Genomic DNA, 25588 nt, shown 5'->3' on the forward strand with positions numbered 1-25588 from the left:
GCTTGCCGGTTATTTTGCTTCCGGCAAGCAAATGAATTAAACAATGCAAGAGGGTTATTTGTTCAGCAAATGACCCATTTTCTCGGCTTTGGTATCGAGATAATGTTCGTTATTGGGGTTACGACCTACAATCAACGGTACGCGTTCAACAATATTAATCCCTGCTTCGGTCAGAATTTCGACTTTTTTCGGGTTGTTGGTTAACAAGCGGACTTCATTGACGCCAAGGAGTTTGAACATATCAGCGCAAAGAGTGAAGTCGCGCTCATCAGCGGCGAAGCCTAACTGGTGGTTAGCCTCTACAGTATCGTAACCTTGATCCTGCAGTGCATAAGCGCGGATTTTATTCAGCAGACCAATGTTACGACCTTCCTGACGGTGATACAGCAAAATACCACGGCCTTCTTCGGCAATTTGCGTCAGTGCCGCTTCGAGCTGGAAGCCACAATCGCAGCGCAAGCTGAACAGGGCGTCACCGGTCAGACATTCGGAATGGACGCGCGCAAGTACCGGGGTATGCCCGGAAATATCGCCATAGACTAGCGCGACATGATCGTGTCCGGTTGCCAGTTCTTCAAATCCCACCATCAGGAAATCGCCCCATGGGGTTGGCAGTTTGGCTTCTGCCACACGTTTAAGCTGCATGAAATTCTCCAGATAATGCTGGTTCTGTATTGGCTTATTTTGCCATAACGAGAAGGGGTTCACCTAATCACGACGCGTCGATCGTTCACGGAATGGCACAAATCTGTCAATTTTTCCTGGAACTGGCATTTTCAGTTATGATTGTGGGACTTATCAAAAAGGAGATGCCATGCGTTCGATTGCCAGACGTACCGCAGTGGGAGCTGCACTATTGCTTGTTATGCCGGTAGCCGTATGGATTTCTGGCTGGCGTTGGCAACCTGGAGAACAAAGTTGGCTACTAAAAGCGGCTTTTTGGGTTACTGAAACTGTCACTCAGCCCTGGGGCGTCATTACACATTTGATTTTATTCGGCTGGTTTCTCTGGTGTCTGCGTTTTCGCATTAAGGCTGCCATTATGTTATTTGCCATTCTGGCGGCGGCAATCCTTGTGGGACAAGGCGTTAAATCCTGGATCAAAGACAAAGTCCAGGAACCACGACCTTTTGTAATCTGGCTGGAAAAAACACATCATATTCCGGTTGATGAGTTCTACACTTTAAAGCGAGCAGAACGCGGAAATTTAGTGAAAGAACAGTTGGCTGAAGAGAATAATATCCCACAATATTTGCGTTCACACTGGCAGAAAGAGACGGGGTTTGCCTTTCCTTCCGGTCACACGATGTTTGCTGCCAGTTGGGCGCTGCTGGCCGTTGGTTTGCTATGGCCGCGTCGGCGAACGTTAACTATTGCTATCTTGCTGGTCTGGGCAACCGGAGTCATGGGAAGCCGCCTGCTGCTCGGGATGCATTGGCCACGCGATCTGGTGGTAGCTACGTTGATTTCGTGGGCGCTGGTGGCGGTGGCAACGTGGCTTGCGCAACGAATTTGTGGGCCATTAACACCACCTGCGGAAGAAAATCGCGAAATTGCACAACGAGAACAAGAAAGTTAACGCTGGTTGATTTTCTGAATTTAGCCCTTAAATCATCAACAATGCGCGTGGTTGCCATTTCGCAGACGGCGCGAAAATGGTACTTTAAAGGGCTATTGCGGTAAGTTGACCATAATTTATTCGCTCTAACCACATAACGGGAAGTAATGTGAAATATTTACTCATTTTCTTACTGGTGTTAGCGATCTTCGTGATTTCGGTCACGTTGGGTGCGCAGAACGATCAACAGGTGACGTTTAATTATCTGTTAGCGCAAGGGGAGTACCGTATTTCCACATTGCTGGCGGTATTGTTTGCTGCGGGGTTTGCTATCGGTTGGCTGATTTGCGGCCTGTTCTGGCTGCGAGTTCGTGTTTCCCTGGCGCGCGCTGAACGTAAAATAAAGCGACTGGAAAACCAGCTTTCACCCGCGACTGACGTGGCTGTAGCGCCGCATTCGTCAGCGGCGAAGGAATAACTTTCTATGCTGGAGTTGTTGTTTCTGCTTTTGCCTGTAGCCGCTGCCTATGGCTGGTATATGGGCCGCAGAAGTGCGCAACAAAACAAGCAAGATGAAGCCAACCGCTTGTCGCGTGATTACGTAGCGGGGGTTAACTTTCTGCTTAGTAATCAACAGGATAAAGCGGTAGACCTGTTTCTCGATATGCTTAAAGAGGATACGGGTACCGTTGAAGCCCACCTTACGCTCGGAAACCTGTTCCGTTCGCGTGGCGAAGTTGATCGCGCTATTCGCATCCATCAGACCCTAATGGAAAGCGCCTCGCTGACCTATGAACAGCGTCTGTTGGCGATTCAACAACTGGGGCGTGATTACATGGCCGCCGGGTTATACGACCGCGCGGAAGACATGTTCAATCAGTTGACCGATGAAACTGACTTCCGCATTGGTGCGCTGCAACAACTGCTACAAATCTACCAGGCTACCAGCGAGTGGCAGAAAGCAATTGATGTTGCCGAACGCCTGGTGAAGCTGGGTAAAGATAAGCAGCGCGTCGAAATTGCTCATTTCTACTGCGAGTTAGCCCTACAGCATATGGCCAGCGACGATCTCGATCGTGCCATGGCCTTGTTAAAAAAAGGTGCAGCGGCAGATAAAAACAGCGCCCGCGTATCCATCATGATGGGACGCGTATTTATGGCGAAAGGAGAATACGCCAAAGCCGTCGAAAGTTTGCAACGCGTGATATCCCAGGACAGAGAACTGGTCAGCGAAACGCTGGAAATGCTGCAAACCTGCTACCAGCAGTTGGGTAAAACTGCCGAATGGGCTGAGTTCCTGCAGCGCGCGGTGGAAGAGAACACCGGTGCCGATGCTGAACTAATGCTTGCGGACATCATCGAAGCGCGCGACGGTAGTGAGGCCGCACAGGTCTATATTACGCGTCAGCTTCAGCGTCATCCGACCATGCGTGTGTTCCATAAGCTAATGGATTACCACTTAAATGAAGCGGAAGAAGGGCGTGCCAAAGAGAGTCTGATGGTGCTGCGTGACATGGTTGGCGAGAAGGTGCGTAGTAAGCCTCGTTATCGCTGCCAGAAATGTGGTTTTACCGCATACACCCTCTACTGGCATTGTCCATCTTGTCGGGCCTGGTCAACCATTAAACCGATTCGCGGTCTTGATGGCCTGTAATTTTTAAAAAAATCCGACTTTAGTTACAACATACTTATTATTAATGTTCCATTGTGCTCCGGTAACTCGGGCGCAGAAAAGCCTGCCAGGGGAGAAATCGCAACTGTTAATTTTTTATTTCCACGGGTAGAATGCTCGCCGTTTACCTGTTTCGCGCCACTTCCGGTGCCCATCATCAAGAAGGTCTGGTCATGACGTTAACTGCTTCATCTTCTTCCCGCGCTGTTACGAATTCTCCTGTGGTTGTTGCCCTTGATTATCATAATCGTGATGCCGCGCTGGCCTTTGTCGACAAGATCGACCCACGCGATTGTCGTCTGAAAGTCGGCAAAGAGATGTTTACGCTGTTTGGACCTCAATTTGTACGCGAACTTCAACAGCGTGGTTTTGATATCTTCCTCGACCTGAAATTTCACGATATTCCCAACACTGCAGCGCACGCTGTCGCTGCTGCAGCTGACTTAGGCGTGTGGATGGTGAATGTTCACGCCTCCGGTGGGGCGCGTATGATGACCGCAGCGCGTGAGGCACTCGTCCCGTTTGGCAAAGATGCACCGCTTTTGATTGCTGTGACGGTGTTGACCAGCATGGAAGCCAGCGACCTGGCCGATCTTGGCGTGACGCTGTCACCTGCAGATTATGCAGAACGTCTGGCGGCACTGACGCAAAAATGTGGCCTTGATGGTGTGGTGTGTTCTGCTCAGGAAGCTGTGCGCTTTAAACAGGTATTCGGTCAGGAGTTCAAACTGGTTACGCCGGGCATTCGTCCGCAGGGGAGTGAAGCTGGTGACCAGCGCCGCATTATGACGCCAGAACAGGCGTTGGCGGCTGGTGTTGATTATATGGTGATTGGTCGCCCGGTAACGCAATCGGTAGATCCAGCGCAAACGCTGAAAGCGATCAACGCCTCTTTACAGCGGAGTGCATGATGAGTGATTCCAACAGCCGTCTGGTCTACTCAACGGAAACCGGACGTATTGATGAGCCAAAAGCGGCCCCTGTACGCCCTAAAGGCGACGGTGTGGTGCGTATTCAGCGTCAGACCAGTGGACGTAAAGGTAAGGGCGTTTGCTTGATTACCGGTGTCGATCTCGATGATGCCGAACTGACAAAACTGGCAGCGGAACTGAAGAAAAAATGCGGCTGCGGCGGGGCAGTTAAAGATGGAATTATTGAAATCCAGGGTGATAAGCGCGATTTATTAAAATCACTGCTTGAAGCGAAAGGGATGAAGGTAAAACTCGCCGGCGGTTAACATAAAAAGCCACGGATATATCCGTGGCTTTAGAATATTTTACTGTGTGTATTATTCAGTTATTTCGTACTGAACAGAATCAAGCGTATTATAATTGCGAGTCGATAATCGACATTTATTTACGATTATTTACCGACCTGGTGACCAATAACACCACCGACGGCTGCACCACCTAATGTACCCAGCGTACTGCCATCGGTCAGTACTGCACCGCCTAATGCACCTGCGCCCGCGCCAATTGCGGTGTTACGGTCTCGTTTAGACCAGTTAGAACAGGCACTCAGAGACATTGCCAGGGTAATTGCCAGAACAGCCGCGGTCATTTTTTTGCTCGTTACAAACATAATACTCTCTCCTGAATTTATGATTCACGGAAGTAAGCTCTCTATAACTATAATAGCTAAGAATAAGCCTGGTGAAATTATTCCGTGAAATCCGCTCGCGCGCAGGGTTATATCACGCAGGTGATAATGACTTCCTGTTATATCGCTGATAATAATTTTATATCTTGAGAGTGTTAATAACAGGTAAATAGTCTTAATTATCAACCAGGAATCATCTTAGAGCGGATGATTTGCAAAACAGCAAATCATCCGTAGAGAAGGGAAATGGTTAAATGTCAACGACGTGAACGGTGAGTTTACTGTGCTCAAGATGCATCAGATCGCTGGCGCGTATTTTCGAATCGGTAATCACGCGATTGAATCGCTCAACGGGGCCGATGGAGTATGAATGTACAGCACCAAATTTCGAACTGTCAGTCAGGACTATCGCTTCGCACTCTTTTTCCAGCACGGCATTGACCACATCGGTACGCATCATATCGCGACCGGTAAACCCAGTTTCAGGCTGCCAGCCATCAATACCAATAAATGCCTTGCTGAAATGCACCTGTTGGATGCAATGACGTGTCAAAGGGCCAACCATACTTTCGCTTTTTTTCTGGTACACGCCACCGAGTAAAATGACTTCACAAGGCGCGTCTTTCAGCAAATGTGCAATATAGCTGCTGACCGTGATGATAGTGACGTTTTTCTTCTGCTCGCCCAGAGTCCGGGCGAGTAGGGCATTGCTGCTGCCATTTTCGATAAAGATAGTTTCGCCCGGTTGAACCAGTGACGCGGCAAACTCGGCGAGTTCACGCTTCAGTGTATAGTTGCTCATCATACGGGTTTCGACGTCATCACTATCAAGCGAAACTGCAAAGCCATGTGCACGGCGGAGGTAACTCAGTTTTTCGAGGGTGTTGAGATCCTGGCGAATGGTAACTTCAGAAACTCCAGTGGCTTTTGCCAGATCGGTTACGCTAACCTGACCCTGGTCAATGACCATCTGTAGAATAGTTTGTTGTCGGGAATTCATCGCTGTAATTCTTATAACGTTATAATACTTAATAAAAAAATACTGACGCGCCGGGCATCCTCAAATAGGAAAACCTGAAGGCACGATTGTTAAATCTCCCACGGTGCCTTCGGGATGTCTGGCGTAGATTCAGCAACCTGGCGCAAGAGTTCTGCTTTAAGTATCTCGAGATTATGGATCGCAGAGTGGTAATCGCCTGCCACAAGGATATCTAACACAATATCAATACGTTCGGCAACGCGCTGGGCATCAAATTCAGACATCAAGGACATCCTTATAGCAAAAGGGGGAAAGTGAATAATGCAAAAATTGCCGCTAAAAGAGAAGTGTTTAACGGCAACGGCTAATTATCATCCGGGAATACGATATATAATGACGGAATACATCGCTAAGTATATATATTCATCTACTTATGAGCGCTTCAGATAGCGTTTATACCAGCGTTCGAAGGCGACGGCGGGCATCGGTTTGGCAAACAAAAATCCTTGCCGCTCATTGATCCCGTTCTTGGTTAAAAAAGCATCTTCCTTTTTACTCTCCACTCCTTCAGCGATCACCTGAAGATTCAATGCCTGGGCCACAGCGACGATCGCCCGGACCAGCGACTGCGATACAGGTTGTTTGTGAATATCTCGAACAAAAACCTGGTCAAGTTTAATCGCATCGATCGGAAAGCGCGCCAGTTGCGAAAGTGAAGAGTAGCCGGTACCAAAATCGTCCAGATGCACTTGCGCACCTAGTTGGCTAAATTGTTGAATAACAGACAGTGCCAGTTCATCATTCTCAATCAGGCAGCTCTCCGTCAGTTCAACATCAATAGGGCAGTATTCAAAATTGAGTTCCTGGAGAACCTGTTTCAGGGCGGTGAAAATGGTTTGATCGGCGAGCTGACGTGCAGAAATGTTTACCGCCACTCGCAGGTTAATGCCTTTATCCCGCCACTTCGCCACCTGGCGTACGACATCGAGAATCACCCAACGGCCTAAAGGCACAATTAGCCCTGACTCTTCGGCGTAGGAAATAAAGTCCAACGGTGGAATCAACCCACGTTCAGGTGACTGCCAACGTACTAAAGCTTCCAGACTGCGTACTTCGCCACGCCAAGTGATTTTCGGTTGATAGTGAATAACCAACTGATCGTTTTCCAGTGCTTTACGCAAGTTGGTATCCAGCCAGAGATATTCAAATACCCGCTGATTCATTTCTGGGGTAAAAACGCAAAATTGTCCTCGTCCGCCTTCCTTCGCTGTGTACATTGCTGTGTCGGCGTGACGAATAATAGCCGCGCTGTCCGAACCATGTTCGGGAGAGAGTGAAATACCCACTGAACAGCTGGTATAAACTTCAATTAAACCAATGCGGAAGGGGAGTCGTAAGCGGGTCAAAATTCGTGATGCCATTGCTTCCAGCGCGCTTTGTGAGGTATTGGATGCCAGTACCAGAAACTCATCGCCACCTGGACGCGCCAACACCTGATCATGTTCGAGACAGCTTAAAATGGCCAATGACACTTCGCGTAATAGCTGGTCACCAAACAAATGCCCATAAGCGTCGTTGACCTTTTTAAAATTATCCAAATCAAGATACACAACCCCAACTTTATTGTTATCTGCCTGATTAATGGCGTGATCGATTAACTCCTGCATTGCGTTACGATTCGGCAGTCCGGTGATACTGTCGGTATTTGCCAGAATACGCAGTCGCTCCTGAGCGCGGCGCTCTTCGGTAATGTCGGTGCCGGAACAGATTAAAAAAATCTCGTTCTTGCCACTGCCGCTGTGGACAAATTTATTGCGAAACAGAAACAGCCGCTGGCCTTTACGTGTTGGTATCCACAGTTCGACTTCATATGCATTGCCGCTTCGAAAAAATACACGGTTATTGCGCCTGGATGCCGCAGCTTCACGACGGCTCATAAACAGTTTAAACACGCTTTGCCCAATGACGTCGTGTTCTTTCAACCCTGTGTAATCTTCACATAACCGATTGAAGCGTTGGATATTCCCCCGACTGTCGAGAATCACTATTGCGGAATGTGCTTCAGAAACTACCTGCTCAGCAAAGGAAAGCCCGTGTGATAAATCACGAGCAACCGCCGGTGTGTCATGCCATGCCGACGCGTTGCCAGCCCATTCCCGTTTATTGATTTTTCGTCCTACCAGATGCACAGAAAGATCGCTTTCATCGACGGTCAGACTCATCATCAGGCTGGAAGTGATGACCGTCATTTCCCTGATGCGAGCAGCCTGTTCGGCAGATAACTGCAACGTACGTTCAGGTTCTGTGGTTTCGGTGGTAGAAAAGCGCAAAACATCGCTGCTTTCCGTCAACCGCCAGTATGGATTGTGCGATCCGAGAAAGTTGTACAACGTTGTGGACTCCCTAACGGTTTTCATGATGCATATCCTCCGGTTAACAGCGGAGTTCGCGGTTAAATAAAAGGAACAACATGACTTACATGAAATTAACGGCGGCTAAACGCATTGTTTTTTTTATCTATTTATTTGTAATCCAGTTTTGGAAAAACGCCAGTTTTCAAACGAAAGTCAGTTAAAAATCTGCCGGGATATGGCGAAGGTGGAGCGGGGAAATAAACGGCCCATTCATGAGGAATGGGCCGTGAAAGGAGATTACGCGACCGGGCGTGCAATAATGCTGCGGGTTTCCATGCGGACTTCGGCAATGGTGACGTCAATAACGTCGGTCACTTTGTAAGCCGTTTCACCTTTAATTTGTACAGTGCCGTTTTCCTGGCTGCAAACCAGTTCATCGCGCACAGCGTGTAAGAAAGGTGCTGGAATAAAGGCGATAGCGCCGTTATCAACCAAACGCACACGCATGCCGCCACGGCTGATATCGACAATTTCCGCCGCGAAACGGGTGTCGGTCCCGGCTTTGTCTTTCAGGAAGCGTGCGTATAACCAGTCGCCAACATCACGTTCTGCCATTCGGTTGAGACGGCGACGCTCGGCCATTTGGACAGTGATTTCATCCTGCGGACGCGTCGCAGTTTCGCCTTTGATAACCGCTTTCAGCAGACGGTGGTTGATCATGTCGCCATATTTACGGATTGGCGAAGTCCAGGTGGCGTATGCTTCCAGACCGAGGCCAAAGTGAGGACCGGGTTCAGTGCTAATTTCAGCAAATGACTGGAAGCGACGAATGCGGCTGTCGAGGAAACCAGTTGGTTGCGCATCCAGTTCACGACGCAGTTTGCAGAAACCGTCCAGCGTGAGCACTTCTTCGGCATCGACATGCAGACCATGGGTTTTCAGCAACGCCGCCAGCGCGTCGGCATTCGCCGGATCAAAGCCCATATGCACGTTATAGATGCCAAAACCGAGCTTATCGCGCAGTACGCGGGCCGCACAAATGTTAGCGGCAATCATCGCTTCTTCGACGATACGATTGGCAATGCGACGAGGCTCGGCGACGATATCCAGCACTTCACCTTTTTCACCGAGAATAAAGCGGTAATCCGGGCGATCTTTAAATACCAGTGCGTGGTTATTACGCCACTCGCCACGGCGTTGGCAAATTTGCGCTAACAAACGGACTTGTTCGGCAATTGCTTCACTTTCAGGCTGCCAGTCACCGGTATTTTCCAGCCAGTCAGAGACCTGGTCATACACCAGCTTCGCTTTGGATTCGATGGTGGCGGCAAAGAATTCGATATTATCTTCAATGGTGCCATCAGCGGAGAGCGTCATGCGGCATGCCAGTACCGGGCGGACTTCATTGGCGCGCAGTGAGCAGAGATCGTCAGAAAGCTCGCGAGGCAGCATAGGGATGTTGAAGCCAGGCAGATAGTTGGTGAATGCGCGAATTTTCGCGGCTTTGTCCAGCTTGCTGCCTTCAGCAATCCACGCGGTTGGATCGGCAATCGCCACAATCAGCTGAAGTTTGTCATCCGGCAACGCCTTAGCGAAAAGGGCGTCATCCATATCTTCAGTGCTGGCACTGTCGATGGTGACAAAATCCAGCGCTGTCAGATCTTCACGAACCAGACCTTCATCGAGCATTTCGGTAGCGACGCCGTCTGGTGCTTCTTTTTCCAGGTTATGGCGCGCCAGGGTAACCCACCACGGTACAAAGTGGTCGTCACCAAAAGTGATGTATTGTGTTAGTTCAGCATAGAAAGAACGATCGCCTTTCAGCGGATGACGGCGCATTTCGGCAACCGCCCAGTCGCCTTCTTTAAACTCGTGGTTCAGGCCACGGGCTGCGCGGCAAGGAATGGCGTCTTTTAAGAGTGGATGATCAGGAACGATGGCCAGACGGTCATTTTTGCCCTGAACTTTACCCACGAAACGAGTCAGAAACGGTTCAACCAGTTCTTCTGGCTCTGCGGATTCACGTTCTTTTTCACTGTGGATCACCGCGATAATTCGGTCGCCATGCATGACTTTTTTCATCTGCGGCGGCGGAATGAAATAACTTTTTTGCGCGTCGACTTCCAGGAAGCCAAAGCCTTTTTCTGTGGCTTTTACCACCCCTTCAGCGCGTGGCGTCTGGGAATGCAGTTGCTGTTTAAGCTGCGCTAGCAGCGGGTTGTCCTGAAACATAATTGTCTATTTTGGTGGCCATTAGAGCGGCTGACAGTTTTACGCGAATCTGTCTGACGCGGCAAGGTTAATATGTCTCACCCAACGCGATTTTTAAGCGATTTATCCAGCCACACAGCCCGCTCCATACCAGCAGATTAATAATCTGCGTTGATGATTTTTCGTGTTCGAGTAATGGGCTGAACTGGGCGGCGCTAAAGCGATCGGGTGCTCGGGTCAGCCATTGTATCGCCTGAACGGTAGCGCGCTCAACAGAATCACGGTCAGCCCATTGGTTAATTTCATTTTCGCCCTTGCGCAGAAGGGGGCTGATTTTTTTATATTCATTTGATGAATTCATACAGGCAGCAAAACAGGCAGGACTGCCATTAATACGCGCGCATAACAACGCCGCAAGCTTATTATCCGGCTGTGTATTGACCCGTGTGCTGTTTAACAACTTTTCGAGAAGGGAAAGTGAAATAGGGTGGAGAGAGAGTGTTTCGGTCAGTTGGCAAAGTTCTGCATTAGAACTTTTTGTGTGCTCTTCAGGTAGTTTTTCCACCTCATAGCTGCTTCGCCAGCGTATTGATTCATCAGCAAACAGTGACGCGTCGGCGTAGTTTTGTATCTCCAGACCGGGTAACCAGCGTACCGAATGCCCGAGATAAGCCTGAAATGTCGCAATTGTCCGCGCCTGAAAGCCAATAAAACCAATTATTTGGTTGATTATCACACAGTCCCAGGCAGTAAGACCGACGTCATTCAGATGTTGGCGCGATCGGTTGTCGATAATAGAAGGCGAGCTGGCCAGTTGGCGGGCATATTGCGTGATTTGTGCCAACCGATGATTACTTTCCCTGGAGGAATCAGGCCCGGGGAGCGGCGTAAGTCGCGCCGAATAGTAGTTACATAACCGCTGGACGCCGCAAACCTGAGCAACCGTCAGGGCCGTCGTCAAGCGTTCATAAGCGGTGAAGGTCTGTGAACGGGTCACAGTAAGCTGGTCAGGGAACAACTCCGCTGCAAGAATGCGCGCCGGGACCATCCATGAAAGGAAGGGGGCCAGCGTTTCTTCATCAAGGATCACGTCGAGCAGAAAGGGATCGCGAACCTTTGCGGCTTCCGGGACCAGAGGCAGAACGTCATTCTCCGCAGTACTGGATTGCGTTTCATGATACCAGTGGCTTTTGCCGGTGATGTGGCGTTGTTCCATGGGCGCTCCTTGGTCGTGAAGGAAATCGTTATCCTGACGCAAGGCGGGAAGGGGAGAAAGACGGATCGGCGATAACAAATATCAGAAAGGTATAACAGAGATAATGGGCGGCAGAACGCCGCCCATCTTGACCAACAGAACGATTATTTCAGTTCGAGTTCGTTCATTGCAGCGATGCTGAAACCGCCGTCAACGTGGACCACTTCACCGGAGATACCGGCAGAGAGATCGGAGCACAGGAATGCCGCAGAGTTACCCACATCTTCAATAGTAACGGTACGGCGAATCGGGGTAACGGCTTCGCAATGAGCCAGCATTTTGCGGAAGTCTTTGATACCGGAAGCCGCCAGAGTACGGATCGGACCAGCAGAGATGGCGTTAACACGCACACCTTCCGGACCCATCGCGTTCGCCATATAGCGCACGTTCGCTTCCAGAGACGCTTTTGCCAGACCCATAACGTTGTAGTTCGGGATAGCGCGCTCAGCGCCAAGGTAGGAAAGGGTCAGCAGGGCAGAGCCCGGATTCAGCATGGAGCGGCAAGCTTTTGCCATTGCAACGAAGCTGTAGGAGCTGATGTCGTGGGCAATTTTGAAGCCTTCACGAGTAACGGCGTTAACATAGTCACCATCCAGCTGATCGCCCGGTGCAAAACCAATGGAATGTACAAAGCCGTCAAATTTCGGCCAAACTTTACCCAGTTCAGCGAACATGGTGTCGATGCTGGCATCTTCTGCAACATCGCACTGCAGAACGATGTCAGAACCCAATTGAGCGGCAAATTCTTCTACGCGGCCTTTCAGTTTGTCGTTCTGGTAGGTGAATGCCAGTTCAGCTCCTTCGCGGTGCATCGCCTGAGCGATACCGTAGGCGATGGACAGTTTGCTGGCAACACCGGTTACCAGAATGCGCTTACCGGAAAGAAAACCCATAGCTTTAATCCTTATTGTTGATGCTTGTTGTTGCCTGAAAATCAGGCGATTCGTCGTTTGAATAAACAGTACGAACAGATAAACGGTTATTATAATCAACCTGGGTGTGAGTGGCTATAGTTGGCAGGAATGTGGGCACGGGTGTGCGCTTTTCCCCTCACCCTAACCCTCTCCCCAGAGGGGCGAGGGGACCGATTGTGCGCGTTGTCACCCCAGCAACAAACAGGCACATACAGCCCCCATGCCCTTTCAGGGAGAGGGTAACAGGCGGCTCAGTTCCTGCAGAATGATCCCCGGCACCGCTTGTTCATTTGCCTGCGCAGCAACAAACAGGCACATACAGCCCCCTCGCCCTTTCAGGGAGAGGGTTGGGGTGAGGGTGACCGGCGGCTCAGTTCCTGCAGAATCTCCCCCAGAACCGCCTCTTCATTATGATCGATCTCGTTATTCCAGAAACGCAGCACGGTCCAGCCCTGGGACTCAAGCCAGCGCGTGCGCCTGGTATCATACGCGATAGCTGAATCATGTTGCCCACCATCAAGCTCTACCGCTAAACGTGCAGAGCAACAGGCAAAATCGAGAATGTAATTCCCCACCGGATGTTGACGGCGAAATTTGAAATCAGCAAAACGTCGGCTGCGAAGATATCGCCAGAACTTTCGCTCCTGCGGGGTGAGGTTGCGTCTTAAATCGCGGGCATTTGCTTTTATTTTATCCATCCCTTCATTCTGACAGGATGAATTTCCCTGTCAGAATGAGGTGAATATTCTGCAAGCTTGATTCAGAAAATTAACGGTCCTTACGCCACGCATCCGCCGTCAATGCCTCGCCAAAATGACCGGCAATCAGTCGTTTAGTGAGGTCGTGCAGCGGAGAGGCGAGCACATCCGCAGTACTACCTCGCTCGACAACCTCGCCCTGATGCATCACCAGTACCTGGTCGCTAATGTGCTTCATCATCCCAATATGCTGGGTAACATAAATATACGAAATGCCCTGTTTTTCCTGTAACTCCAGCATCAGATTAATCAACTGCGAACGCATCGACATATCCAGTGAGGCGAGGGCTTCATCGGCAATAATGACTTTTGGGCGCAATATCAGCGCGCGCGCCAGCCCCAGACGCTGTTTTTGCCCGGGTGCCAACATATGCGGATAGTAACTGACGTGATCCGGTAGCAGCCCAACCATCCGCATCGTTTCAATAATCTGTTTCCGACGCTGTTCAGGTTCCAGATCGGTGTTCAAGCGCAGTGGAAAATCAAGAATCTGCGAGATACGTTGACGGGGATTCAACGAGGTCGAAGGATCCTGAAAAATCATGCGAATACGCTGACTACGGAAGGAATAATCGCCAAAATGCAGCGGATGATCGTCAATCAATAACTCGCCGCTGGTCGGTTCTATCATTCCCGCCAGCATTTTCGCCAGCGTGGATTTACCAGAACCATTCTCGCCAATGATCGCCAGTGTCTGGCCTTCACGTAGCGTAAAGCTCAAAGGTTTTACCGCTTCTACGGTCTGACGACGAAACCAGCCGGTCCGGTAACGGAACGTTTTACTTAAATTACGCACTTCAAGCAGCGTTTCGATCATCTCACTCTTTCTCCATGTTCAGCGGGAAGTGACAGGCATAGAGATGATTTTTCGCCCCCGTCAAACGTGGCGTCACAATGCATTCTCGTTGTGCATACGGGCAACGCGGCCCCAGACGACACCCAATCGGTAACTGTTCCAGCAGTGGGATAGCGCCGGGCAGCGTATTGAGGCGACTTTTATGCGGCATCGCGCTGCCGAAGTCTGGTATCGCGCGGATCAGCGCCTGGGTATAAGGATGATGTGGCATTGTCACCAACTCCTTACTTGGCGCGGTTTCCACCGTTTGACCGCAGTAAAGCACGTTAATTTTATCCGCCCATTGGCTAAGCATTTGTAAGTCATGGCTGATAAGCAAAATAGTGGTATTGCTGTTCTGGTTGAGACGCGTCAACAGGCGAAAAATTTGCGCCTGGGTTGTTGGCTCCATTGAGTTGGTCGGTTCGTCAGCAATCAGCAGACGCGGTTGATTCGCCAGTGCAATGGCTATCATCACTTTCTGACATTCACCTTCTGTCAACTCATAGGGAAAACTGCGCATCGCATCTTTGTGATCTTTAATCCCCACGCGGTGCAACAGTTCAATAGCGCGACGTTTGCGCCAACCAAAACGCTGCCACCAACGGCCTTTATAGGTCCAGGCTGGGATGTTTTGCATCAACTGGCGACCCACACGTTCTGACGGGTCAAGACACGACTGCGGTTCCTGGAAAATCATCGACACGTTGTGACCAACCAGCTTGCGCCGTTCGCGTGCGGAGAGACGCAGCAAATCGATATCATCAAAACGCATACGGTCAGCAGTAACACGCCAGTTATCTTTATTCACCCCACAAATTGCTTTTGCAATCAAACTTTTGCCGGAACCGGATTCGCCAACAAGACCGCGGATTTCACCTTCGGTTAAGGTCATACTTACGCGGTCGACGGCTTTAACCCACTCATCACCGGTTTTAAATTCAATGGTCAGGTTACGAATATCGAGTAATGGCATTATTCCACCCCCGCAATAATTGCACGACGAACACCGTCGCCAAGGAGGTTAACCAACAGCACGCTAATCATAATTGCCGCACCTGGCAGCATGACAGTCCACGGGGCGACATAAATCAGTTCCAGCGCATCACCGAGCATCGCTCCCCATTCAGGCGAGGGGAGTTGTGCGCCGAGATCGAGAAAGCCCAGCGCGGCGATATCGAGAATTGCCATCGAAAGTGCGCGGGTGATCTCGGTGACCAGCCCGGCGGTGATGTTTGGCATCACAGCAAACCAGAGAATATTCAGCGTTGATGCGCCATCCAGACGGGCGGCGATAACGTACTCTTTTTCCAGTTCGTCATGCACCATGCTGTAAATCGAACGTACCATACGAGGCAGCAGCGCCAGCCAGACGGCAAACATGGCGTGCGACAAACTCGGTCCGGCAAACGCTACAACGATAATTGCCAGCAGCAGAGAAGGGATCGCCAGTAAGGTATCCAGAATATGGTTTAGTACTGCTGAGCGTAGACCGTGCGTCGACCCGGCAAAGGTGCCAAGTACCAGGCCACAGATTGTCGCTGCAAGCGTCACCACAAATGCCCCCCCCACGGTTGGTGCAGCTCCACTCAGTAAACGACTTAAAACATCGCGTCCGAGGTCGTCAGTCCCCAGGAAGAAAGAAACTTCGCCATAGCGTGACCATGAAGGCGGCAATAATTGATAGCCGAGAAATTGCTGATCGATGCCGTAAGGCGCAAACCAGCCGCCAAAAATACACAGTACAGCCAGTCCCGCGCAGCCGTACAGACCGACCATCGCAGAGGCATCACTATAAAATTTGCGCCAGGCGGTACGCAGCGTGCCCGGCGGGCGCTTTTCGCTGTATACGCTATCGTAAGGCATACCATTCCTTATGTTTCAGAGGGTTAGCCATGGCACCCAAAATATCAGAAATCACGTTAACAATAATGACCAGTGAGCCACACACCATCACTCCGGCGGAAATGGCCGCGTAATCTTGCTGGCGGATGGCGTTAATTAACCAGCGCCCTAAACCCGGCCAGCTAAAGACCATTTCGGTGATCATTGCCAGCGTCAGCATGGTGGAAAACTGTAAGCCCAGGCGAGGAATAACCGGAGGTAACGCGTTATGCAGAACGTGGCGACGCAAAATAGTAAAGCGTGACAAACCGCGGGTCGCCGCCGCTTTTACATAATTCTGGTCATACACTTCGATAGTGCTGATACGCATTAGTCGGATCACTTCAGTTGTTGGCGCAACCGACAGGGTGATCACGGGCAATACCATATGACGGATTGCGCTAATGATCATTTCATCCCGCCACGGTGAGTCCGAAAGCCAGGCATCAATCAACGCAAAACCGGTAATCGGTTTCACTTCGTAGAGCAGATCGAAACGCCCTGAAACGGGCAACCAACCTAGCGTGAGTGAACAAAACAGCGTCAACAGAAGCGCCAGCCAGAACACCGGGATTGAAAAGCCCAGTAAGGCGATGGCGTTGATCAAGTTATCCTGCCACTTATGGCGCGTAATCCCGGCAATCATTCCTACGGGGATGCCAGCAATCAGCGCAAAACCGAAGGCGAGGATGCACAGTTCCATCGTCGCCGGGAAGACCTCTTTTAACTGTTCGGCAATCGGTTGACCGTTAATGCTGGAAACACCAAAATCCCAGTGGATCAGGCCGTTAAACCAGAACACCCAGGCATTCCACAGTGACGCGCCTTGTAACGGCGCATGTGGGGTGAAATAGCTCAAGCTAAAGCCAACGAACGTCAGCAGGAACAAGGTGACAATCAATAACAAAATGCGGCGTAAGGTGAAGATAATCATGGTTTTTTCACCTCATCCTGTTTCTCGCGATACACACCAGCAAAGGAGGCGTTACCAAACGGGCTAAGAACCAGCCCTTTGATATCGTAACGGTAGGCTTGCAAGCGCAATGACGACGCCAGCGGCAAAATGGGCAATTCCTGCGCCAGAATACTTTGCGCTTCGTCATAGGCTTCAATACGCGCCGCTAGCTGCTGCGAGGAGAGCGCCTTACGCAACACGCTGTCGAATTTCGGATCGCACCAGTGGGCGAGGTTGGTCTGGGAATGTATTGCTGCGCAGCTCAGTAGCGGACGAAAGAAACTGTCCGGATCGTTACTGTCTGTCGCCCAACCGGATAACGTCAGATCATGGCTCATATCCATCAACCGCGCCTCCTGAAAACGACCTTCTACCGGCACAATCACCACTTTTACGCCAACCTGCGCCATATCCGCCTGAATTAGTTCGGCGGTTTTCAGTGGGCTGGGGTTCCACGCCTGCGAACGTGTGGGCACCCAAAGTTTCAGAGTTAAGTTTTCCAGCCCTAACGCCTTCAACTGTTCGCGCGATTTCGCCGGATTGTATTCAGTAATTTTAGCCTCGTTGTCATAGGCCCACGAGGCGCGCGGTAAAATAGAGGCCGCCGTTTCAGCCGTACCATAATAGATGGATTGCATCAGGCGTTGGTTATTGATCGCCAGAGCCAGCGCATGGCGCACGGCGGGATTATTTAGCGGCGGTTTAGCGGTGTTAAATGCCAGATAGGCGACATTCATCCCTGGACGCAGCGTTAAACGCAAGCGTGGGTCGTCACGCAAAATAGATAGCTGGCTGGCAGCAGGCCAGGCCAGAACGTCGCACTCCCCGGTCAGGAGTTTCGACAGACGTCCGGTACCGCCGGAGCCTAAATCCACCACCACCTGCGGCATTAACGGTTTGCCGCGCCAGAAGTCATCATGACGTTGTAGGCGAATAAATTGCCCGGCGCGGTATTCCGACAACTGATACGGTCCAGTGCCAACCGGTTGACGGTCGAGTTGCTCCTGGCGATCTTCTTTCTCTAACTTCCCGGCATATTCTGCCGACATGACCGATGCATAATGGGTCGCCAGGTGCCACAAAAAAGAAGCATCCGGCTGGGCGAGTCGGAACTCAACGGTATGATTATCCAGTTTGCGGACGCTTTTCACGTTATCGGCAAATTGCAGGCTGTCGAAGTAGGGGAAGTTGCTGCCGTTGACGTTATGCCACGGGTTGTTGCGGTCAAAAATTCGCTGGAAGGTAAACACCACATCGTCGGCATTCATTTTACGAGTGGGAGTAAACCAGTCGGTTTTTTGAAACGGAACATCGCGACGCAGGTGGAAGCGATAGGTCGCGCCGTTGTCGAGCACTTCCCAGCTTTCGGCAAGTTCCGGCATCAGGCGATAGGTATAGGGATCGACATCCAGGAGTCGATCATAAAACTGGGCGGCAAGGGTATCGACAATTAACCCACTGCTCGCTTTGGATGGGTTAAAGGTGTTGACTTGCCCGCTGACGCAATAGACAAAACCGCTGTCGCGGATATCAGCATGCGGGGGGGATTCAGGCGCGGCGATTGCCTGACCACTCACAAGTCCAGCAATCACCAAAAGAGACGATAATACCTGGCGCATAATATTAAGGGATTTTATGTAAAGAGGCTATCTTACTAATATTTAATGACATTTGCCATTACCGTTTGTGTTCAGGGGTCGTAATGAGGGCCGTGTGGTTGGTCGTTGAACAGGTGACGTCGCCATCTGTTCAACATTCGTACCCGTGATTTCTCTATAACTATAACTCACAGAACAACTTAGCGAGGAGCAGAGCGGTACGATCGTGAGAAACCCATTAAAGCACGCTGCAGTGCGTGTCATTTTTAGCCGGATGCGGCGTGAACGCTTTATCCGGGCAACGATACTGACCGAGCGTCTGCAATGAAATAATTACTCATTACCCCATTGATTCAAAAACTCTGCGATCTCATCAATGCGTACGGGATTAATCCCCGCTTCAGCAGCCATTTCATGTTGGGCTTCTTCGCTGATCTCTTCATTGTTCATCAAACGGGTGAGCAGTAACTGGAAGTAGTGGGCCAGCGGTGTGCGTTCAGCGTCTGCGACAGGCTCTGCGCATTCGGTCGCGTACTCATCGGCAATATCAAAATATTTTAGCGGGATATCGTGGTTCATTATTTGCCCCTGGGGTTAATGCGCTAAGCATAAGGGCGGATGATAGCACTCGTGATCCGGGTCATACATCTTTTTATAGTTAATGGCGCGGCGCATTACCCTCAGGCAGGATAATGCGCCGCGCATCCGACTATTACGTTTCGCTCACCGGCGTTCTGTCACCATCATACAACGGCACTTTGCGATAGCGGCGGATCAGATACCACAAATATGCGCCGCCTAATGAAGCCCATACCAGACCGAGTGTCAGTGACGTTGACTCGAGGTTAACCCACAGCACACCCACCGTCAGCGCGCCAACCAGCGGCATCAGCAAATAGTGGAAGTGCTCCTTCCAGCTTTTATTCATTCCTTTACGCCGCCAGAAATGATTAAACACCGACAGATTCACAAAGGTAAACGCCACCAGAGCACCGAAGTTAATCAATGCTGTCGCGGTGACTAAATCAAAGAACAGCGCTGACAACGCGACAATCCCGACCATAATGACATTCAGTGCCGGAGTCCGCCATTTCGGATGCACATAGCCAAACACGCGTTCCGGAAACACATTGTCGCGCCCCATCACATACAGCAGACGCGACACGCTGGCATGTGACGCCAGGCCAGACGCTAACGTGTTCACAAACGTCGTGCAGAGGAAAATCGACTGGAACAACTTGCCGCCAACGTACAGTGCGATTTCCGGCAGTGCGGCGTCCGGATCTTTAAAGCGGCTGATATCCGGGAAGAACAGCTGCATAAAGAACGACGCCGCGATAAAGATAACGCCGCCGTATACCGCCGTCAGGAAGATGGCTTTCGGGATCACGCGTGCGGCGTCCGGCGTCTCTTCCGAAAGCGTGGTCACCGCATCGAAACCGAGGAACGAGAAACAGACAATCGTCGCCCCGGTAATAATCGGGATCAGGTGCGCGTTCTCGCTGATAAACGGCTGAAGTGACCAGACGGTGCCAACGCCTTCTCCTTTATGCAGCCCCTGAACCACCAGGAAGATAAACACCAACATGATGGAAATCTGCACCAGCACAAACAGGGTATTGAAGTTAGCGACCAGGTTGACACTCTTCAGATTCGCGGCGGTTAAAATGGCGACGAAGGTTACCACCCACACCCACGGCGGCACTTCCGGGAAGAGGGCGGAGAGATAGATTTTCGCCAACAAAACGTTGATCATCGGCAAAAAGAGATAATCCAGCAGCGATGACCAGCCGACCATAAATCCGACGTGCGGGTTAATCGACTTTTGCGCGTAGGTATAGGCCGAACCGGCCTCCGGAAACTGGCGAACCAGTTTGCCGTAGCTGATCGCGGTAAACAGCACACCCGCCAGCGCCAGCAAATAGGACGCCGGAACGTGACCGTCGCTAATGCCGGAAACAATGCCAAAGGTATCGAACACAGTCATCGGCGTGAGATAGGCCAGACCCATCATCACCACCTGCCACAATTTCAGTGATTTTCGCAGACGGGTTTTGCCGGGTTGCGCAGCAATATTCAGTGGTGAATTAATAGCCATAATTGCTGCCTCCCCTGCGTAATAAGGTTTGCGGTCGTATCGACCTGAAATCAAACCTGTTTAGCAAGGGAAGCAAAGGGGGCGGAGTCCAGTCAGTCGCAGGAGGGGCGCATACGCAGCCTCCCTCGCCATGCGGGGATTTAATCATCGGCATCATCTCATTTCCTCGTCACAGTCTTAATCGTTAACGGAAGCCCGTTGCCGCCTGCGCTCCATAACGCGACATCCGGGAAATGTCTGGATTACCAGCAAATGTCAGGCCTGGCTCCGCTCAGGCCGATGAAACAACCCCGTAAGGGGTATTACGCGTTTTTGAGCATCCACTCAATTTCTGTTTCTGTGATGAGGCGCTCAAACTGCAACAGCTCATCATTTTTACAGGCGTGATAGACATGGCAGAAGCGATCACCTAAATAGCGGCGTAGATGATCGTTCTCGATAAACTCACTCAGGGCATCGCTTTGGCGAATCGGGAAGGGTAAGCCTTCCTGCTCCAGCCCGTTGCCTTCGACTTCTTCCTGCAACGGCAGCGCGTTATCAAGACCGTGCAAAATACCGGCAAAAATCGCTGCCATCACCAAATACGGGTTGGCATCGGCACCCGCCACGCGATATTCCACGCGGTGATTATGGCGATCGCCGCAGGGAATACGCAGGGCGACGGTGCGGTTGTTATGGCCCCACGACGCCTGCGTCGGTACATACATCCCCGGCTGGAAGCGGCGATACGAGTTCACGTTTGGTGCCAGCAACGCCATTGATGACGGCATCAGGTCAATCATCCCGGCGAGCATCTTTTTCAGCAGCGGCGAATCTTCGCCTTCCGCGTCAGAAAGCACGTTCTCGCCACGATTATTTTGCATACTGATATGGATATGCATCCCGCTGCCCGCGTGCTCTTCATACGGCTTCGCCATAAAAGTGGCGTGCATCTTATGCTTTTCTGCCATCAGACGCACCAGGCGTTTTAGTGCCAGCGCATCATCGCAAGCTTCCAGCACGTTATCGGTATGGTAAAGATTGATTTCAAACTGACCTGGCGAGGCCTCGGCGACCGCGCCATCTGCCGGAATCAGCTGTAACTGCGCCAGCTCATCAATATCATTGAGCACGTCGGCGAAGTGGTTGAGGTTATCAACGGAGTAAACCTGACTTTGTGTATTGCGGTCATCGGTGCCGGGCGCGCAGGGCGGTTGCAGATACCCTTCAGCGTCGCGCTGGCGATCCAGTAAATAGAACTCCAGCTCTACCGCTACAACCGGGAACAATCCGCGCTGGCGTAGCTGCTGCCACAGGCGGTTAAGAACGTTCCGCGGCTCAACGTCAAAGGGAGCGCCATCTTCATCGACCATGGTCAGGAGCATCTGACCGATAAACTCAGGATCTGCAGCAGATGGGGTTAAGGAACCGAGAACAGGAACACAGGTACGATCCGGCTCGCCCATTTCCTGACCCAGGCCCGCTTCTTCTACTACGTTGCCCAGAATATCCATTGCAAACACCGAGGCCGGGAAATAACACCCTTTCTCGAGCTTCTTCAGGCTTGAAACAGGAATACGTTTCCCACGAAAACAACCATTCAGATCGGTAAGTAAAACATCAACATATTGCGTATTCGGGTAGCGCTCCAGGTAGCGTTTCACTTCCTGCGTAAAGGCGCTACCCCGCCTCTCTTCTGACTGCTGAACAAAGTTCTCTACTTCAACGATATTGGTTTCCATGATTCTTCGCCTTTGGTTTGTTTTCCGCTCGTTATCAAAGCGTAAAATATAATGACCACCATTCGAATCTGTATGCAAACTAAATGTTTGTCAAATGTTAAATTGAGTTTGCAAAAATGAAAACCCGCTGCTAAATTGAAAAAATATTGAACATAAAGGTCATTTAAAGCGCAGTAATGGCGATAATTTAGTCCACTTTGTGAGATTGAGCATGGAAAATATAATGAACAATCCGGTTATCGGTGTCGTAATGTGCAGGAACAGGCTTAAGGGTCATGCGACCCAGACTCTGCAAGAAAAGTACCTGAATGCCATCATCCACGCAGGCGGCTTGCCAATTGCGCTGCCACATGCGCTGGCGGAACCGTCATTACTTGAACAACTTTTGCCGAAACTCGATGGTATTTATCTTCCTGGTAGTCCCAGCAATGTGCAGCCGCACCTATATGGTGAAAACGGCGATGAGCCTGACGCCGATCCCGGGCGTGATCTTCTGAGCATGGCGTTAATTAATGCCGCACTCGAAAGGCGCATCCCCATTTTCGCCATCTGCCGGGGTTTACAGGAACTGGTGGTGGCAACCGGTGGTTCGTTGCATCGCAAGCTGTGCGAACAGCCTGAATTGCTGGAACATCGGGAAGATCCCGAACTGCCGGTGGAACAGCAATATGCACCGTCGCATGAAGTTCAGGTTGAAGAGGGGGGATTGCTGTCTGCACTGTTACCTGAATGTAGCAACTTTTGGGTAAACTCTCTGCATGGACAAGGGGCGAAGGTCGTTAGCCCACGGTTGCGTGTTGAAGCTCGCTCGCCGGATGGCTTAGTTGAGGCGGTTAGCGTCATCAATCATCCTTTTGCGCTGGGCGTACAGTGGCACCCGGAATGGAACAGTAGCGAGTACGCGCTTTCGCGTATATTGTTCGAGGGCTTTATCACCGCTTGTCAGCACCATATCGCTGAAAAACAGCGACTCTGACCACTACAGTTTAAGGAAATGCAAATATGAGTGATGAGGGACTGGCGCCAGGAAAACGCTTGTCGGAAATCCGCCAGCAGCAGGGGCTTTCACAACGTCGTGCCGCCGAACTCTCCGGGCTGACTCACAGTGCTATCAGTACGATAGAACAAGATAAAGTCAGCCCTGCCATCAGTACGCTGCAAAAGCTGCTGAAGGTGTATGGTCTGTCACTCTCGGAATTCTTTTCCGAGCCGGAAAAACCTGATGAGCCACAGGTCGTCATTAATCAGGACGACTTAATTGAGATGGGCAGTCAGGGTGTGTCAATGAAGCTGGTTCATAACGGTAACCCGAATCGCACGCTGGCGATGATCTTTGAAACTTACCAGCCGGGCACAACCACTGGGGAAAGAATTAAGCATCAGGGTGAGGAAATAGGCACTGTACTGGAAGGTGAAATTGTTCTGACGATTAATGGTCAGGATTACCACCTCGTCGCGGGGCAAAGTTATGCCATTAATACCGGCATCCCGCACAGTTTCAGTAATACGTCGGCAGGTATTTGCCGAATTATCAGCGCCCATACGCCCACCACGTTTTAATCTTTTTGTTCTGTAAGCCGGGTAAGCGCAATGCGCCCGGCAATCCATAAAGAATGTCGCCAGAAATAAACGGGCATACGGCCCGGGGATCTCTGCGCCCTGACGTTCACAAACTGCATATATCTGATACACGTGAAACAGGAGTCATAATGAATTTTCATCATCTGGCTTACTGGCAGGATAAAACGTTAAGTCTCGCCATTGAAACCCGCTTATTTATTAACGGTGAATATACTGCTGCGGCGGAAAATGAAACTTTTGAAACCGTTGATCCGGTCACCCAGGCACCGCTGGCGAAAATTGCCCGCGGCAAGAGCGTCGATATCGACCGTGCGGTGAGCGCAGCACGCGGCGTATTTGAACGCGGCGACTGGTCACTCTCTTCTCCGGCAAAACGTAAAGCGGTACTGAATAAACTCGCCGATTTAATGGAAGCCAACGCCGAAGAGCTGGCACTGCTGGAAACGCTCGACACCGGCAAACCGATTCGTCACAGTCTGCGTGATGATATTCCCGGCGCGGCGCGCGCCATTCGCTGGTACGCCGAAGCAATCGACAAAGTGTATGGCGAAGTGGCGACCACCAGTAGCAATGACCTGGCGATGATCGTGCGTGAACCGGTGGGCGTGATTGCTGCCATTGTACCGTGGAACTTCCCGCTGCTGCTGACCTGCTGGAAACTCGGCCCGGCGCTGGCGTCAGGGAACAGTGTCGTCCTGAAGCCGTCGGAAAAATCACCGCTTAGCGCGATTCGTCTCGCCGGGCTGGCGAAAGAAGCAGGTCTGCCGGATGGCGTGTTGAACGTGGTGACGGGTTTTGGTCATGAAGCGGGGCAGGCGCTGTCGCGTCATAACGATATCGATGCCATCGCCTTTACCGGTTCGACCCGTACCGGGAAACAGCTGCTGAAAGATGCAGGCGACAGCAACATGAAACGCGTCTGGCTGGAAGCGGGCGGCAAAAGCGCCAACATCGTTTTCGCTGACTGCCCGGATCTGCAAAAAGCCGCGAGTGCCACCGCTGCAGGTATCTTCTATAACCAGGGCCAGGTGTGCATCGCCGGAACGCGTTTGTTGCTGGAAGAGAGCATTGCCGATGAGTTCTTAGCCCTGTTAAAACAGCAGGCGCAAAACTGGCAGCCGGGCCATCCACTTGATCCCGCAACCACCATGGGCACCTTAATCGACTGCGCCCACGCCGACTCGGTCCATAGCTTTATTCGGGAAGGCGAAAGCAAAGGGCAACTGCTGCTGGATGGCCGTAACGCCGAGCTGGCTGCCGCCATCGGCCCGACCATCTTTGTAGATGTAGACCCGAATGCGTCCTTAAGCCGCGAAGAGATTTTCGGTCCGGTGCTGGTGGTCACGCGTTTCACATCAGAAGAACAGGCGCTACAGCTTGCCAACGACAGCCAGTACGGACTTGGCGCGGCGGTATGGACACGCGACCTCTCCCGCGCGCACCGCATGAGTCGCCGCCTGAAAGCCGGTTCCGTCTTCGTCAATAACTACAACGACGGTGATATGACCGTGCCGTTTGGCGGCTATAAGCAGAGCGGCAACGGTCGCGACAAATCCCTGCACGCCCTTGAAAAATTCACCGAACTGAAAACCATCTGGATAAGCCTGGAGGCCTGA

28 protein-coding genes are annotated in these 25588 nt (G+C 51.3%); 10 read left to right on the top strand and 18 right to left on the bottom strand.

Annotated elements, in window-relative coordinates; genetic code table 11:
• Positions 1-54 precede the first annotated feature (54 nt).
• Positions 55-645: a GTP cyclohydrolase II gene (ribA, locus tag QUE74_RS08450; protein WP_001176295.1), complete on the bottom strand. Its 591-nt coding sequence runs from the start codon at positions 643-645 to the stop codon at positions 55-57.
• A gap of 169 nt (positions 646-814) precedes the next feature.
• Here ribA and pgpB point away from each other — a divergent pair, with 169 nt between their 5' ends.
• The 5 genes from pgpB to yciH all read left to right on the top strand — a co-directional run bounded on the left by pgpB (position 815) and on the right by yciH (position 4467).
• Positions 815-1579 (top strand): phosphatidylglycerophosphatase B, encoded by a 765-nt coding sequence (gene pgpB, locus QUE74_RS08455; RefSeq protein WP_001256551.1) that lies wholly within the window; start codon positions 815-817, stop codon positions 1577-1579.
• Between the two features lie 148 nt (positions 1580-1727).
• Positions 1728-2036, top strand: a complete 309-nt coding sequence (gene lapA, locus QUE74_RS08460; RefSeq protein WP_000876284.1) for a lipopolysaccharide assembly protein LapA — start codon at positions 1728-1730, stop codon at positions 2034-2036.
• 6 nt (positions 2037-2042) lie between these two features.
• Positions 2043-3212: a lipopolysaccharide assembly protein LapB gene (gene lapB / locus QUE74_RS08465; protein WP_000891338.1), complete on the top strand. Its 1170-nt coding sequence runs from the start codon at positions 2043-2045 to the stop codon at positions 3210-3212.
• A 191-nt stretch (positions 3213-3403) separates the two neighbouring features.
• Entirely contained in the window at positions 3404-4141 is a 738-nt protein-coding gene (gene pyrF, locus QUE74_RS08470; RefSeq protein WP_000176265.1) for an orotidine-5'-phosphate decarboxylase, read from the top strand.
• Positions 4141-4467: a stress response translation initiation inhibitor YciH gene (gene yciH, locus QUE74_RS08475; protein ID WP_001353236.1), complete on the top strand. Its 327-nt coding sequence runs from the start codon at positions 4141-4143 to the stop codon at positions 4465-4467. The genes pyrF and yciH overlap by 1 nt, the downstream gene beginning before the upstream one ends.
• A 125-nt stretch (positions 4468-4592) precedes the next feature.
• Here the strand turns inward: yciH and osmB are convergent, their stop codons facing one another.
• The 3 genes from osmB to QUE74_RS08490 all read right to left on the bottom strand — a co-directional run bounded on the left by osmB (position 4593) and on the right by QUE74_RS08490 (position 6092).
• Positions 4593-4811: an osmotically-inducible lipoprotein OsmB gene (gene osmB / locus QUE74_RS08480; RefSeq protein ID WP_000498253.1), complete on the bottom strand. Its 219-nt coding sequence runs from the start codon at positions 4809-4811 to the stop codon at positions 4593-4595.
• Between the two features lie 268 nt (positions 4812-5079).
• A complete protein-coding gene (yciT, locus tag QUE74_RS08485; protein ID WP_001088613.1) occupies positions 5080-5829 on the bottom strand; it encodes a DNA-binding transcriptional regulator YciT in 750 nt (249 codons plus the stop codon).
• An 89-nt stretch (positions 5830-5918) separates the two neighbouring features.
• Positions 5919-6092: a YciZ family protein gene (locus QUE74_RS08490; RefSeq protein WP_001288368.1), complete on the bottom strand. Its 174-nt coding sequence runs from the start codon at positions 6090-6092 to the stop codon at positions 5919-5921.
• Positions 6093-6129: 37 nt separating this feature from the next.
• On the opposite strand from QUE74_RS08490, the gene ymiD reads away from it, so the two are divergent.
• On the top strand, positions 6130-6258 hold the full coding sequence (gene ymiD / locus QUE74_RS08495; protein ID WP_213054491.1) for a protein YmiD: 129 nt from the start codon (positions 6130-6132) through the stop codon (positions 6256-6258).
• Here ymiD and pdeR read toward each other — a convergent pair.
• Positions 6240-8225 (bottom strand): cyclic di-GMP phosphodiesterase, encoded by a 1986-nt coding sequence (pdeR, locus tag QUE74_RS08500; RefSeq protein ID WP_000859969.1) that lies wholly within the window; start codon positions 8223-8225, stop codon positions 6240-6242. The two genes, ymiD and pdeR, sit on opposite strands and share 19 nt — an antisense overlap.
• 53 nt (positions 8226-8278) lie before the next feature.
• Here pdeR and QUE74_RS08505 point away from each other — a divergent pair, with 53 nt between their 5' ends.
• On the top strand, positions 8279-8383 hold the full coding sequence (locus QUE74_RS08505) for a hypothetical protein (protein ID WP_000221855.1): 105 nt from the start codon (positions 8279-8281) through the stop codon (positions 8381-8383).
• A 76-nt stretch (positions 8384-8459) separates the two neighbouring features.
• Here QUE74_RS08505 and rnb read toward each other — a convergent pair whose 3' ends face one another.
• The 13 genes from rnb to puuA all read right to left on the bottom strand — a co-directional run bounded on the left by rnb (position 8460) and on the right by puuA (position 22391).
• Complete coding sequence (gene rnb / locus QUE74_RS08510; RefSeq protein WP_000484993.1) at positions 8460-10394, bottom strand: exoribonuclease II; 1935 nt, start codon at positions 10392-10394, stop codon at positions 8460-8462.
• A gap of 67 nt (positions 10395-10461) precedes the next feature.
• Entirely contained in the window at positions 10462-11589 is a 1128-nt protein-coding gene (locus QUE74_RS08515; RefSeq protein WP_001355255.1) for a carboxymuconolactone decarboxylase family protein, read from the bottom strand.
• A 143-nt stretch (positions 11590-11732) separates the two neighbouring features.
• On the bottom strand, positions 11733-12521 hold the full coding sequence (gene fabI, locus QUE74_RS08520; protein ID WP_000506490.1) for an enoyl-ACP reductase FabI: 789 nt from the start codon (positions 12519-12521) through the stop codon (positions 11733-11735).
• Positions 12522-12877: 356 nt separating this feature from the next.
• A complete protein-coding gene (locus tag QUE74_RS08525) occupies positions 12878-13240 on the bottom strand; it encodes a DUF559 domain-containing protein (protein ID WP_000357889.1) in 363 nt (120 codons plus the stop codon).
• A gap of 70 nt (positions 13241-13310) precedes the next feature.
• Positions 13311-14117, bottom strand: coding sequence for a peptide ABC transporter ATP-binding protein SapF (gene sapF, locus QUE74_RS08530; protein WP_000573406.1), 807 nt, complete (start codon positions 14115-14117; stop codon positions 13311-13313).
• A gap of 1 nt (position 14118) precedes the next feature.
• Entirely contained in the window at positions 14119-15111 is a 993-nt protein-coding gene (sapD, locus tag QUE74_RS08535; protein WP_001128858.1) for a peptide ABC transporter ATP-binding protein SapD, read from the bottom strand.
• On the bottom strand, positions 15111-16001 hold the full coding sequence (sapC, locus tag QUE74_RS08540) for a peptide ABC transporter permease SapC (RefSeq protein ID WP_001146166.1): 891 nt from the start codon (positions 15999-16001) through the stop codon (positions 15111-15113). The genes sapD and sapC overlap by 1 nt, the downstream gene beginning before the upstream one ends.
• Complete coding sequence (gene sapB, locus QUE74_RS08545) at positions 15988-16953, bottom strand: putrescine export ABC transporter permease SapB (RefSeq protein ID WP_000583264.1); 966 nt, start codon at positions 16951-16953, stop codon at positions 15988-15990. Before sapB ends, sapC begins: the two co-directional genes overlap by 14 nt.
• Entirely contained in the window at positions 16950-18593 is a 1644-nt protein-coding gene (gene sapA, locus QUE74_RS08550; protein ID WP_001250200.1) for an ABC transporter substrate-binding protein SapA, read from the bottom strand. The genes sapB and sapA overlap by 4 nt, the downstream gene beginning before the upstream one ends.
• A 312-nt stretch (positions 18594-18905) precedes the next feature.
• Positions 18906-19151 (bottom strand): YmjA family protein, encoded by a 246-nt coding sequence (locus QUE74_RS08555; RefSeq protein WP_001015099.1) that lies wholly within the window; start codon positions 19149-19151, stop codon positions 18906-18908.
• A gap of 133 nt (positions 19152-19284) precedes the next feature.
• Entirely contained in the window at positions 19285-20670 is a 1386-nt protein-coding gene (gene puuP / locus QUE74_RS08560; RefSeq protein WP_001355256.1) for a putrescine/proton symporter PuuP, read from the bottom strand.
• Positions 20660-20824, bottom strand: a complete 165-nt coding sequence (locus tag QUE74_RS08565) for a YmjE family protein (protein WP_123058307.1) — start codon at positions 20822-20824, stop codon at positions 20660-20662. Before QUE74_RS08565 ends, puuP begins: the two co-directional genes overlap by 11 nt.
• A gap of 148 nt (positions 20825-20972) precedes the next feature.
• On the bottom strand, positions 20973-22391 hold the full coding sequence (gene puuA / locus QUE74_RS08570) for a glutamate-putrescine ligase (RefSeq protein WP_001355257.1): 1419 nt from the start codon (positions 22389-22391) through the stop codon (positions 20973-20975).
• A 211-nt stretch (positions 22392-22602) separates the two neighbouring features.
• On the opposite strand from puuA, the gene puuD reads away from it, so the two are divergent.
• The 3 genes from puuD to puuC all read left to right on the top strand — a co-directional run bounded on the left by puuD (position 22603) and on the right by puuC (position 25588).
• Entirely contained in the window at positions 22603-23367 is a 765-nt protein-coding gene (gene puuD, locus QUE74_RS08575) for a gamma-glutamyl-gamma-aminobutyrate hydrolase (RefSeq protein WP_001307158.1), read from the top strand.
• A gap of 26 nt (positions 23368-23393) precedes the next feature.
• Complete coding sequence (puuR, locus tag QUE74_RS08580) at positions 23394-23951, top strand: HTH-type transcriptional regulator PuuR (RefSeq protein WP_001278727.1); 558 nt, start codon at positions 23394-23396, stop codon at positions 23949-23951.
• A 149-nt stretch (positions 23952-24100) separates the two neighbouring features.
• Positions 24101-25588, top strand: a complete 1488-nt coding sequence (gene puuC, locus QUE74_RS08585) for an aldehyde dehydrogenase PuuC (RefSeq protein ID WP_001009167.1) — start codon at positions 24101-24103, stop codon at positions 25586-25588.

It is taken from the genome of Escherichia sp. 10290, from assembly GCF_030295155.1.
Classification (GTDB): domain Bacteria; phylum Pseudomonadota; class Gammaproteobacteria; order Enterobacterales; family Enterobacteriaceae; genus Escherichia; species Escherichia coli_F.